The 12,339-nt window shown below is 67.0% G+C and carries 7 protein-coding genes; 5 read left to right on the top strand and 2 right to left on the bottom strand.

Going from position 1 to position 12,339, the window contains the following annotated elements; genetic code table 11:
* The first annotated feature begins 183 nt into the window (after nt 1-183).
* The 4 genes from ACESL9_RS14505 (at nt 184) to ACESL9_RS14490 (ending at nt 6,127) form a co-directional block, all read left to right on the top strand.
* Nucleotides 184-1,104: a SapC family protein gene (locus ACESL9_RS14505; protein WP_372675050.1), complete on the top strand. Its 921-nt coding sequence runs from the start codon at nt 184-186 to the stop codon at nt 1,102-1,104.
* 67 nt (nt 1,105-1,171) lie between these two features.
* Complete coding sequence (locus ACESL9_RS14500; protein ID WP_372675049.1) at nt 1,172-2,614, top strand: TolC family protein; 1,443 nt, start codon at nt 1,172-1,174, stop codon at nt 2,612-2,614.
* On the top strand, nt 2,611-4,827 hold the full coding sequence (locus ACESL9_RS14495) for a type I secretion system permease/ATPase (RefSeq protein ID WP_372675048.1): 2,217 nt from the start codon (nt 2,611-2,613) through the stop codon (nt 4,825-4,827). The genes ACESL9_RS14500 and ACESL9_RS14495 overlap by 4 nt, the downstream gene beginning before the upstream one ends.
* A complete protein-coding gene (locus ACESL9_RS14490) occupies nt 4,817-6,127 on the top strand; it encodes an HlyD family type I secretion periplasmic adaptor subunit (protein ID WP_372675047.1) in 1,311 nt (436 codons plus the stop codon). The genes ACESL9_RS14495 and ACESL9_RS14490 overlap by 11 nt, the downstream gene beginning before the upstream one ends.
* 8 nt (nt 6,128-6,135) lie before the next feature.
* Here the strand turns inward: ACESL9_RS14490 and ACESL9_RS14485 are convergent, their stop codons facing one another.
* The gene (locus ACESL9_RS14485; RefSeq protein ID WP_372675046.1) at nt 6,136-8,151 is read right to left on the bottom strand and encodes a carboxypeptidase regulatory-like domain-containing protein; all 2,016 of its coding nucleotides are present in this window, start codon (nt 8,149-8,151) and stop codon (nt 6,136-6,138) included.
* A 191-nt stretch (nt 8,152-8,342) separates the two neighbouring features.
* Nucleotides 8,343-11,051: a VWD domain-containing protein gene (locus tag ACESL9_RS14480; protein WP_372675045.1), complete on the bottom strand. Its 2,709-nt coding sequence runs from the start codon at nt 11,049-11,051 to the stop codon at nt 8,343-8,345.
* Nucleotides 11,052-11,318: 267 nt separating this feature from the next.
* Here ACESL9_RS14480 and ACESL9_RS14475 point away from each other — a divergent pair, with 267 nt between their 5' ends.
* A complete protein-coding gene (locus ACESL9_RS14475; protein ID WP_372675044.1) occupies nt 11,319-12,008 on the top strand; it encodes a hypothetical protein in 690 nt (229 codons plus the stop codon).
* Nucleotides 12,009-12,339: the final 331 nt, after the last annotated feature.

Genomic DNA, 12,339 nt, shown 5'->3' with positions numbered 1-12,339 from the left:
ACGCCACCTTCGAGGATATCGGCGACCTCTCCGGCTTCACATCCGACAACATCCTCGGCTTCGAAGCCACCGGCGCCCTGACCTGACCCGGTATCGCCCTGCCGGGGGCAGGGGCGGCCGTCGCCTGGCGCGATGGGCGCCCTTTGTCCCTGCCATTTTGCGTGCGTGACAAAGGGCCACGAGATGACCGAGTCCGACCACCCGGGAGGGGACGTGACGACAACGAGCCCGGTCCCCGTCAGCCCGGAACGCCATGGCGGGCGTTTCTGGCGGCGGTTCACCTCTTGGGCTTTCGCCGCGCGTCAGCGCCTTGTTCCGATCGTCCTGGGGGAGCATGAACAGGTCGCGGCGAGCCTGCCGTTCTTTTTCCTGCGCACGCAGTCGCAGGTCTGGCCGGTCGCGCTTTCGCGGCTCAGGGTGGACGGGCGCTGTGCGCTGGTCTCGCCGCGGGGAGCGTGGCGCGGCAGCTATGTCCCGTCGATCCTGCGGGTGCATCCCTTCAGTGCGCGGCGCACGGATGACGGGTCGCTCGCGCTGCTGGTGGACGAGGCGGGCGGCTTTGTCAGCGACGATCCAGCCGACGAGCCGTTTTTCAACGAGGACGGTACGCCGACCGCGGCGATCCAGCAGGTGATCGGCTTTTTCAGGGAACGTGCCGCCGCCGAGGCGCGCACCCGTGAGGCGATGAGCGAGATCGCGGCGCGCAATCTGCTGATCCCGTTCGAGCCCCCGCCGGGTTTGGCGCATATGGATAGCCAAGGGCTTTGGCTGCCCGACCGCGCCCGAATCGACACCCTGCGCCGCGCCGATCTTTCCGCGCTGCACCGCTGCGGGGCATTGGCGCTTTTGCATGTGCAGGCGGTTTCGCTGCATCACTTGCCGCTTCTCGCCGCGGCCGAGGCACAGCCGGACCGACCGGCCAGCCCAGTTGCGCCCGACCTGCCAACCGCGGCGCAGGACAGGCCCGGCCCGGCCCAGGAAGCCGCGCTGTCGGGATTCTTCGATGCGCTGGCCGCATCGCAGGAGCGGGAGACGGATCTCCCGACCCGGGAGGAGGAAGAAAAACCCGACCAGGACGGCCCGCCCGGACCGTCGCGGGGTTAGCATTGGCTTGCAGATGGCGTATAGAGGGCGAAACGGCGCAAGCGGTTGAAAGAAAGGCATTGATGACATGACCACCTCGTGCAGTGAACGCGCCGCCCGCGCACCGATTCCGCAACATTGGCGGATGTCGGTGAACGTGCTTCTGGCCGGGGCGGTGCTGATGCTGGGGGCCTGTGCGGACCTGCCCGATCTGGACACGCTCGAGTCGGGGTTCGACGCGCCGCCCGGGGAACGCGAGGTGCGGGTCTCCGACGCCGTGTCGCGCAGCGCGTTCGGCGGCAGGGTGGTGGAGGCGGTCGAGACCCACCCGCGCCTGACCGCGTCGGATGCGGATATTCGCGCGGCCCAGGCCCGCGAGGACAGCGAGTCAACCGGCTATCTGCCGCGGTTCTCGCTCGGGGCGACGGTCGGGTCCGGGGTCAGTGGCAACGGGATCAGCCCGGTTCTGCAGATCCTGCAATTGATCTATGACGGGGGCACCACGGCGAGCCGACAGATCGCGGCGCGTGCGCGGGTATTCGAAAGCCGTGGCGCGCGGCTCGAGGTTGCCGCGGCACTGACCATGGAGGCCGTCGAGGCGTGGCACAATCTGACCGCGGCGCGTGAGCAGTACAGCCTCGCCCAGAGCAACGCGGATGCGCATCGCCGCCTGCTGGAGCAGGTCGAGGACCGGTTCGGAGCGGGAGCCGGGACCCAGTCGGACGTGCTGACCGCGCGGGCACGGCTGGCGAACGCGGTCTCGCGCGAGGTGCAGGCCCTGTCGCAACGCGACCGGGCCGAAGCGGTGTTCCGCGAGGTCTTTGGCCGCGCGCCGGGTGACTTGTCCGCCCCCCCGACGGCGCCGGCCCTGCCGGATGCGTCGGATGATGCGCTGATCGCCGCCAGCCCGCGAATCCGCGGCCTGGATGCGTCGATCAAGGCCGCCGAGGCTGATGTCGCGGCCACCCAAGCCGCGCGCTTTCCCCAGTTGCAGATGCGCGGCACCGCGCAGCGCGAGGCGGTGGGGTCGGGCACGGATGGCGATGTCGACCTGGTGTTCGATTACGATCCCGGTGCGCCGGGCCAGAGGGCCGCAGCAGTGCGCGAGGCCGAGGCGCGGCTGGAGGCATTGCAGGCCGATCGCGCGGGGCTCGCCCGTGAAATCAGCAGGGCTCTGGAATTCGTGCGCTCGGACCAGCGCGCGGGCAGGGCCCGGTTGCAGGCGGCACGCGATTCCGTCAGTGCGAACGAGGCGACGGTGGAATCCGCGCGCGAGCAGTTTTCCATCGGGAGGCGCAGCCTGATCAACCTGCTCGATGCGCAGCGTGACCTTTTCGAGGCCGGTGAAACCCTGATCGTGGCGAAACGCGAACTGGCGTTGAGCGGGTATGCCGCGCTGGCGCTGACCGGCGACATTCTGGACGCGTTCGGCATTGTGCTGCCGCAGGTTCACGCGGAGAACGAGAGCGAGGCGCAGGATGAGGGCGAAAGCCCGGTCGCGCGTGTCGCTGACGAGGACTGGGGACGATGAGCGACTCGCGCGTGGTCAGGCTGGAGCAGGGTGAGCAGGCAGGCGCCGCGGGCGGGAGTGACGCGGTCACGCCGCTGGAAGCCTGCATGATGCATGTCGCCTCGACGCTGGACCGCCCCATCACGCTGGCCGCGTTGCAGGCCGCGCAATCCGGCGCGCAGGGCAGCCTGACGGTGCGCGATGCCATCGTCGCGGCCGAGCGCGCCGGGATTCAGGCGGGGTTCGGCAAGCGCAAGCTCAAGGATTTCGACAACACGCTGATGCCAGCGATCCTGTTGCTCGAGGATAACCGCGCCGTGGTGCTCTACCAGAAACTGCCCGGCAACCGGATCGCCGTATATGACCCGGATATCGGCGAGGGATTGGGCGAGGTCGCGCTCGACACGATCGAGGAGGTCTATTCGGGATACGCGCTGCTGATGCGTGCCGAACATCGCGACGACATCGCCGCGGTGAGCGGCGGGCGGCAGGGGCATTGGTTCTGGTCCACGCTGGCGCAGAATCGCTGGGCCTATACGCAGGTGCTGCTTGCAGCGGTGCTGGCCAACTTTCTCGGCCTGTCCACATCTCTTTTCATCATGGTGGTTTATGACCGGGTCTTGCCGAACGAGGCGCTGGAATCGCTGATCGCGCTGACCTTCGGAGTGGGGATCGCGCTGTTCTTCGATTTCCTGATCAAGAGCCTGCGCGCCGGGTTCATCGACCGCGCGGGGCAGCGGGCCGACATGGTGATGGGACGGCGCATATTCGACCAGTTGCTGGACATGCAGATGCGGGCGCGCAAGGGCTCCACCGGGGCGCTTGCGAGCACCCTGCGCGAGTTCGAGACGCTGCGCGAATTCTTTACCTCGGCCACGCTGGTGGCGGTGGTGGACCTGCCGTTCATCATCCTGTTCATCGGGGTGATCCACCTGATCGGCGGGCCATTGGCGCTGGTGCCCGCGATCGCGGTGCCCGTGGTCCTGATCGTCGGTATCGCGGTGCAGCCGGTATTGTCGCGGCTGGCCGAGAAGAGCTTTGCCGACGGGCAGTCGAAACAGGGCGTGCTGGTGGAGACGGTGGCCGGGCTTGAGACGATCAAGGCCGCCGGGGCGCAGCGGCGGATGCGCGCGCGCTGGGAAGAGGCGATCGCGCGGCAATCCGAGCATGGGCTGAGAAGCCGCGCGGTGACCCAGTTCGCGATCAACGCGACCGCCTTCACCCAGCAGGCGGCGCAGGTGATGATCGTGTTCTACGGCGTGTTCCTGATCACCGCGGGCGAGGTCAGCATGGGCGCGCTGATTGCCTGTGTCATCCTCACCGGGCGCACCCTGGCGCCGCTGGCGCAACTGGCGCAGACGCTGACGCGGTTCAACCAGGCGCGCACGTCGTATCGCAGCCTCGATGCGCTGATGAAGGCCGACAGCGAGCGCCCCGAGGGCAAGGGCTGGATCTCGCGCCCGCGCCTGAGGGGTCAGATCAGCTTCGACAATGTCTCCTTTGCCTATCCCGACCAGGGCATCGATGCGCTCAGCAACGTGTCGTTCACCATCGAGCCCGGCGAGAAGGTCGCGATCCTGGGGCGGATCGGGTCGGGCAAGAGCACGGTTGCGCGGCTCATGCTGGGCCTTTACGAGCCGCGGGCGGGGTCGGTTCGGATGGACGGGATCGACATCCGGCAGATCGACCCGGGCGACCTGCGTCGCAACGTGGGGTCGGTGTTGCAGGATGTGTGGCTCTTCACCGGCACGGTGCGCGAGAACATCGCCATCGGCGCGATGCGCCCGCGCGACCACGAGATCCTCGAGGCCGCGCAGATCGCGGGGGTGGAGGATTTCGTCAAGCGCCACCCATCCGGCTATGACATGATGCTGGCCGAACGTGGCGAGGGGCTTTCGGGAGGCCAGAAACAGGCGATCACGCTGGCGCGCGCGCTGGTGGGGCGGCCGCCGGTCCTGCTGATGGACGAGCCGACCAGCGCGATGGACGTGCAGAACGAGGCCGAAGTCATTGCCCGGCTCAAGGCCGAGATGGCCGACCGGACAGTGGTGATCGTGACCCATCGCACCAGCCTGCTGGACCTTGTTGACCGGGTGATCGTGGTCGACCAGGGCAAGATCGCGGCGGACGGCCCCAAGAGCATTCTCAACCGCCGCGCGCAAGCCAGCGCCGGCGCCACGGGCGTTGCCGGTACGGGCGACGCCGGCAAGGGGGGACGTGCGGATGGCGCGTAACCACGACCTGGAGAAGATGGCAAAGGAAATGCGCGGCTCGTCGCCGTTTCGCGGATCACTGTTGCTTGCCGTGATCCTGCTTTTCCTGCTGGCGGCGGGAGTCTGGGCGGCACGCACCGAGCTTGACGACGTGACGCGCGCAGAGGGGCGGATCGTGCCGTCGCGCGATCTTCAGGTCATCCAGGCGACCGAACCCGCGGTGTTGAAGGCGGTTCATGTCGCGGAAGGCGATATTGTCGAAGAGGGCGATCTGCTGATGGAACTGGATGGCACCGAGGTCTCGAGCCAGCTCGACCAGGAGCAGCAGCGCGCCTATGGCCTGATGGCCCGGATCGAGCGGCTTCAGGCCGAGATCGACAATGTCGAACTGGAGTTTTCCGACATCCTGGTCACCCATGCGCCCGACGTGGTCCGGTCGGAAACATCACTTTATCACGGGCGGCAGGCCGAGTTGAGGGACGAGATCGACATCCTCGAACGCCAGCGCAACCAGCGCCAGCAACAATTGGAAGAGGGCCGCGTTGACCTGCAGACCGCGCGCGAGACCCTGGAGGTGATGGCCGAGGAACGCGCCATGATGGAACCGCTGGTCGAGCGCGGGGTCGAGCCCGAAACGACGCTGCTTTCGTTGCGGCGCACGGAGGCGGAGTGGCGCGGACGCGAGACCCGCGCGAAGGCGGCGCTGTCGCGGTTGCAATCGGCGCTGGACGAGATCGACGACCAGATCCGATCGCGCCGCTCGCAACAGCGGTCCTCGGCCCTGTCTGACCTGGCGCTGGCGACGGCGGAACTGGCGGCGCTCAAGCCGTCGCTGCCGGCGCTGCAAAGCCGGGCGGAGCGCGCGCGGTTGCGGGCGCCGGTCCGCGGCGTGGTCAACCGGATCCACCGCCAGACCCTGGGCGGTCTCGCCCGTGGGGGGGAGGATCTGATCGAGATCGTTCCGCTGGACGACACGCTTCTGGTGGAGGCCTATGTGCGGCCGGCCGACATTGCCTTCATCTACCCGGGTCAACCGGTGAAGGTGAAGGTCACGGCCTATGACTTTTCCCGCTACGGCAGCCTTGATGGCGAGATCGTGCGCATCGGTGCCGACGCGGTCACCCGGTCGGAACGCGACGAGGAGGAGTTCTTCGTCGTGGAGATCCGCACGGATGACAACATCCTCGATGCCGAAGGGGTCGCCGTGGAGATCATGCCGGGGATGGTCACGCAGGTCGATATCCTGTCCGGCTCCAAGACGGTCCTGGAATATCTCACCCGGCCGGTCGTGCGGGTGAAGGAGAACGCCCTGCGCGAATGACACGCGGCTCAGGCGGTGTCGCTCAGGTTGCCCAGCAGGATGCCGGTTATCGACAGGTCGGCGGCCATGTCCGCGCCGGTCAGCGCAATCTGGCTGTCATAGCGCACCGCGCGCGCGGTCACGCCGCTCAGGTCTGCGGCGCTGTCGATGAACACCCATTCCGCAGACAGGTCAGTATCCAGCCCCACCGCAAGGCGCAGCAGATCGAGCGCATCGGTGACCGTGACCTCTCCGTCGCGGTTCACATCCGCCGCGATGAGATCGAGCGGGTCGACACCGTCATCCAGCCCTACCGCAAGGCGCAGCACGTCGAGCGCATCGGTGACGCCGATGGCCGGGTCGGCCGCGGTATGAAACCGGGTCAGGACCAGCGTGCCCGCGGGGTTGCTCGGTAGGGTGAAGCGGCCCGCTGCGTCGGTCGTGGTGTCATAGGATGAGCCGGTCCCGGTCGAGAAGGTGACGCTGGCCCCCTCCAGCCCCTGCCCGAAGCGATCGACGACACGCGGCCCGCTTTCGGCGGGGGGCGGCGTGTCATCTCCCGGGTCATCCGCGCCGTCGCCCGGCTCGACCGGCTCGTCTTCAAGGGGTGGCGATGGGTCGTCATCCGGTGGCGGGTCCGAAGCGTCGTCATCGGGCTGCTCTTCGCCGCTGCTGACCTCAGCAAGGATCAGCACCCGGTCCGGCCCCTGGAAACCATGGGCGAATATGTCCTCTGCGGTCAGCGCCGTTTCATTTTCCGAGATGATGACGATGCTGTAATCCCGGTAGGAGAGCGTCGCGCCGCGTTCCGTGGTCGTGATCCCGAGCTGTGCCACGTCACGTAGCATCGGCCAGTCGGACAGGTCCAGCCGGTCGAGTCCGGGCTGAAAATCGGTGATCCGGACCGGCGTGTCCTGCATCCGCACCACAAAGACATCGGCGCCCGCGCCGCCGCTCAGAGTGGCGTTGTCCGGTGACGAGATCAGAACGTCGCGCCCCGCGCCGCCCGCGGCGATTTCACCGGTCACGCCCAGATCGGCCAGTGGCACGCGCACGGTGCTTAGCCCCGGGTCGCGCTGCGATCCGGCGGTGACGATCAGGTCGTCGTCGATCACGATCGCCGACAGGGTGCTGATGTTGTAGAGCCCCGCATCGGTGCCGTGTTCAAGCGTGTCGAGCCAGATGAGCCGCCCTTCGGTCGAGAGCAGGAACAGGCTCAGCCCGTGATCGGCACCGCCGGCCACCACCAGCACGTCATCGCCCCTTTGCGCGGTGGCCAGGGCCTGCACGCCACCGAAACGGGTGTTGCGCGTGTCGATGACATGGTCGGTGGCTTGCAATGATCCGTTCGCGTCGAGCGCCAGGACCGAGAGCGATGAACTCTCGGCCGCGGCCAAGATCACCCAGCGCCCGGCGGCGGTTTCGACCAGCTCCAGCGCCGTGGGGGCGGCGATGCCGAGCCCGTTGGAGGCGCCGAAACGGGTGATCCCGCCGCTGCCGTCGCGGGGCATGAGCGTGACGTGAGTGTCAAGCCCGCCAATCGCCACGACATGGGCGGCCTCGCCCGTGCCGCTGACGTCAAACCCGACCGTTCCGACATGCCATGACCCATCCGGGACGGGTGCGACACCTGTATCGCTGTGCAGCGCCCAGGCGCGCAGCATGGCGTCGTCTCCGGCGGCGATCTCGCTTCGGGCGGAGTCGAAGGGGATACCGACGCGCCCGCCGATGCTGCCGTCGGCGCCGATCATGTAGCCGAGAAGCGCATCCGTCCCCGCCCCGAATATCAGCATCGGACCGTCGCCAGTGTCGACGAGCGCGAGCTTGCCGCTGGCCGCCAATGCGTCCGACCCGGTGAAGAGGCGGCTGTCGGTAAGCGAGAGGTCGCCCTCGGGGCCGAGACGAAAGGCCATCACCCCGCCCATGCGCCCGGTGCCGGCCAGCACGAACGTCCCCGCGTCGGTTTCCAGCACCACCGTGTCGGTGACACCGTTCTCGAACGCTTCGATCCCCGTGCCCGCCCTGCCGCGCAATTCCAGCCACATGACCCACCTCACCCGATTGATCAGGGGCAAGAATGTGCAGGAAGGTGGGCGCCCGGCCGGCCCGCAACGTGACCGAACCGCGGCGTTTAACGCCGATTTTTCTCAAAGCCGAGTGTTCGGGGCCGACCCGCGCGCAGCGGGTCGGACGGTCGGGGGCACCGCTGAGGTGCCCCCGGGGAGGTCGTGGCGGATCAGCCGACCACGGTTTCCATGTTGCCGATCAGGATGCCGGTCATCGGCATGTCGATATTCGCGACGAGGGCATCGACATCGATGCCGCTTACGACCGATGCGTTGTCCACGTCGAGGTCGAGCGCAGACCAGTCGGTATCGGCCGCGAAGAACTGCCAGTGCGGTGTGTTCTCGCTTTCGAGGCCCACCGCGTGGCGCAGCACGTCGAGCGCGTCGCCCGGCGTAACCTCCCCATCGCCGTTGATATCGGCGGCGACGAAGTTCTGCGCTTGGGCCGGGCCGAAGGACGGGTCGAGCCCCACCGCGATGCGCAGTACGTCAAGCGCGTCGGGCGCACCGATCGAGGGATCCTCGCCGTCAACATAGCCGCGCGTGGCGTTGAGAACGCCCGTTTCGCCCGCAACCATGTCAAAGCTGAAATCGCCGTCGCCGCGGCTCAGCCGCGCGAGGCTGACACTGCTCCCTTCGGGCTGGAAGGTCACGGTGGCGCCGTTGATATCGTCGCCCGTGAGGTCGGTCAGTCTGCCCGACAGGGTCAAAAGTCCCTCGAGCCCGCCACCGTCTGTGTCGGGTGTCTCGATCGCGGGGGCATCGGCCGGGCGGCTGTCGACCACCGTCTGGGTGTTGGTCGCGGTCTCGATATAGGTTTCGTCCTCGGTCAGCAGGTAATCGAGAACCGCCTGCTGGAAGGCCAGCGTGCCCGGCATCAGCCCGCCCGCCTCGACCACGGTTTCGGCCGCGCTCACATCATCGGGGTCGAAACTGTCGAGGCCGATCATGCCGGTGGGGTAGTTGGGCAGGTAGTAACTGTCGGGGCCTTCGCCCGCGCCATAGCTGAACAGGCTGTCGGCGGCGTCATCCACGCGCCAGTCGTCACGAAACTGGCCATAAACGTCATCGAATTTCAGCGGCCGGTCGAGCGCGGTGCCATCGGCCAGCGCGATATCGTTGGCGGCGTTGCCGTCGGCATTGCCAAGAAGTCCCTCGACATTGCCGGCCCAGTAGCTGTCGAGCGCGACGGTGATGTCCACCCGCGCGCCGACCACGCCGACCACGACCGCGCTGTAGCCGGTTTCGAGATCGCCGTCGCGGGTGTGGATCAGGGTGTAGGTGTCGCCCTCGCGGTAGACCCGGTCTTGTCCAACGTCAATGAACCCGCCATCCGCAACGGTGGTGGCAACGCCATCCACGGTCAGCGGGTTCGCGGCGCTGGCATCGACCATCACGTTGCCACCGTCCAGTCGCACCGCGGCGGCCACGTTGGCGGTGACGTTCTCGCCCACGGGGCTCATCCGGGCCTGGACCTCGAAATCCGAGCCGTCGGTGGCGCGGGTCATCACGTATTCGCCCGCGGCATGGAAGTCATAGGCCGCGCCATCGAGCGTCAGAAGGTGCGGATCGCCACTGTTGAGGCCCAGGAGCCCCTCGGGCAGCGGCGGCAGGCCGAGCCCTTCGAGAAGGGTGCTGATCTCGTCGATCAGCTCCTGAAGCGCCATGGTGTCGGTCAGGTCCGTTTCCGGGATATGCAGGATCGTCTCACCCAGCGGGTCGGTCAGGGTGATGGGGCCGAGGGAATAACCTTCGAATTCCCAGGGCGGCTCGAAGAATCCGGACATCGAGAATCCATACTCGGTGTCCGCCTCGAGTTCGACCGCAACCCAGTCGCGGTCGGCCTCGGGGAAAAGTACGCCGTTGAACATGACCGTTTCTTCGGGGCCGAAGCTATAGGGGGTGGTAGCGTCGGCGGGCGCATCCGCGTCCTCGGTCAACTCTGCAAAGTCCCCGGTGCTGCCGGATATCCAGTATCCCATGTCGTAGAAGCCGAAACCGGTATCGTCGACGCTGGCGGCCGACATGTAGTAGGTTCCGCTTTCCGTCGGGGTGTAGTCAAACCAGGCATAGCCACCGTGGAAACTCGGCGCGTCGGGGTCGGGCGCATCGAGTTCTTCGGCGACGAGGGTGCCATCGGCATCGTAGAGGCGCAGGTGCGGGGCCTCCACGCCGGCTTCGCCGAATTCCATCTCGAACTGCAACAGCGTGTTCAGCAACTCGGGCAACGGCGGGGTGGTGATGCTGGCGTCGAGCGTGTAGCCGCCCGCTTCGAGCGTGTAGGTGCCGGTTTCGGTATCGACACCCATCGAGAGCAATTCGGTGCCGGAATCGCGCAGGACCACTTCGGTGATGTCATACTCCAGCAGCGGTGCGAGGATTGCCTCGCGTTCGGCGCTGCTCATGTAGATGATGTTGTCGATCTCGCTGGCCATGCCGACAAGCGCCCCGAAATCGGCCATCGTGTCGGGAAAGGCGCCGGTGAATTCAAGAGACTGGTCGCCGGTGGTCAGGGTATAGCTGGTGCTGCCCATGTCCAGCGACAGGATCTCGGTGCTGCCGTAGTCGATCGTGACCTCATCGAGTGTGCCGGTCGCCACCCCCTCCATGAGGGCCGTCTCCAGATCTTCGATGCTGCTGATCGGGCCGATGCCACTGCCGCTGAAGGACACGGTGTAGGTTTGGGGATAGGCCGGGTCGGTGCTCTGTTCGAAAAACTGGACGAGGCTCGAGGTGAGTGACGGCGGCGCGGAAGGATCTGTATCTCCGAGGGCGGAAAGTTCCCCCTCGTAATCGAGGGCAAAGCCCTTGAGATCCGGAAGAATCGTGTCGTCTTCAAGCAGATCCCTGAAGCCGGATGTGAGGATAACACTGGTCATTTCTGGTTTCCTGTCAGTCTGTTGAATATCGTGTTCAGAGGCGCATCGAGCGTTCGTAAGCCTTGTCGCGGCCCGGCCTGCCGCACCTGTGGAAATCGAGGTGCAGATTCGGATGTGAAAAACATGACTTACCGCCCCATAATACCATTTCGGTTCTATATGTCAGCCTGTGGGGCCAACATGATCTGGATCAATGTCAGGTTTTCGCTCCGGATCACAGCGTCATCGGCGTCTCGCGGTGCGAATCGGTGGCCGGTTCGCGCCATCATGCTGCTTTTCGTGGGGGTCGGTCTGGGGGGCTGTGCGCAAGTCAGCCTGTACCCCGAGGTCACGCTCGCGCAGGAGGATCCGGGCTATGCGCCGGCGGCGGTCGACCACGCGGTGGACAGTTTCCTGGGCGACTGGGGGGCAGGGGGCGGTGGCGCGGCGGGGGGCGGTATCGGCAGCGTCGGGGGAACGCCGGATTATCGCACCGAGAAGAGCCTTGAGACGACCATCGGCCTGCGGGTGCGGCGCCGGCTCGACCCGGGCTGGGAGCTTGAGGGGGCCATTCGCGGTGGACGGGGGCAGGGGCGCCATGCCCTGCCCGGTGGCGCGGGCGTTTTCAAGGACCCGATCAGCATCGCCGCGGAGACGGGTTTTGCCGAGGCCGAGGCCATGATCACGCGTCGCCTGGGCCCCGGTGTCCTGCCCGAGGCCCTGCCGGGATCGCTGAGCCTCTCGGCGGGGCTGGGCGTGCGGCAGGTCTCCAGCCGGATGCGCATAGACTCCGCGCTGCTGGCGATCGACACAAGCCACAGGCAGCGGCTGGAGTTCGGCACGCTGGGCGCCCGGTACGAGGTTCCGTTCGCCCGCGGCGGGGGTACGTTGGCGCTTTTCTTCGAGGCGCGCGGCCACGGCCGCGACAGTGGCCTCCTGCGGGGTGGCGCGCGGCTGATCCTGTCGCGACCACGATGATCCGGGCGGGCCGGCTTATCGGGGTTGGGCAGGATGCGCGGGGACGTTTGCGAGATCCCATGGAGGTATTTCGAGGACGGACATGACATCGGGTCCGGGGGGATGGTATCAGGGACACCGAACAATACCGCGTCCATGGGCGAGAATGCGAGGTGATCATGCCACCGATCAAGGAACCAACTGCGAACGAACAGCTTTTCCTGGAACTGGTGAATCGCGCGCGGCTCGACCCCGCAGGAGAGGCCGCGCGCTATGGCATCGGTCTCAACGATCCGACGCCCGAAAAACCGCTTGATGAACCTTCGGTCGAGCTGACCCCGGATGCCAAGCA

The sequence above is a fragment of the Aquicoccus sp. genome (assembly GCF_041686535.1).
GTDB lineage: Bacteria > Pseudomonadota > Alphaproteobacteria > Rhodobacterales > Rhodobacteraceae > Aquicoccus.
Note: the sequence above shows the minus strand (reverse complement) of the source record. Positions and strands in the feature narration are given on the sequence as shown.

Coding starts and splice junctions, on each gene's coding strand:
- ACESL9_RS14500 (WP_372675049.1), top strand. CDS start 1,172: ATGACCACCTCGTGCAGTGAACGCGCCGCCCGCGCACCGATTCCGCAA.
- ACESL9_RS14485 (WP_372675046.1), bottom strand. CDS start 8,151: ATGTGGCTGGAATTGCGCGGCAGGGCGGGCACGGGGATCGAAGCGTTC.
- ACESL9_RS14480 (WP_372675045.1), bottom strand. CDS start 11,051: ATGACCAGTGTTATCCTCACATCCGGCTTCAGGGATCTGCTTGAAGAC.
- ACESL9_RS14495 (WP_372675048.1), top strand. CDS start 2,611: ATGAGCGACTCGCGCGTGGTCAGGCTGGAGCAGGGTGAGCAGGCAGGC.
- ACESL9_RS14490 (WP_372675047.1), top strand. CDS start 4,817: ATGGCGCGTAACCACGACCTGGAGAAGATGGCAAAGGAAATGCGCGGC.
- ACESL9_RS14505 (WP_372675050.1), top strand. CDS start 184: ATGACCGAGTCCGACCACCCGGGAGGGGACGTGACGACAACGAGCCCG.
- ACESL9_RS14475 (WP_372675044.1), top strand. CDS start 11,319: ATGCTGCTTTTCGTGGGGGTCGGTCTGGGGGGCTGTGCGCAAGTCAGC.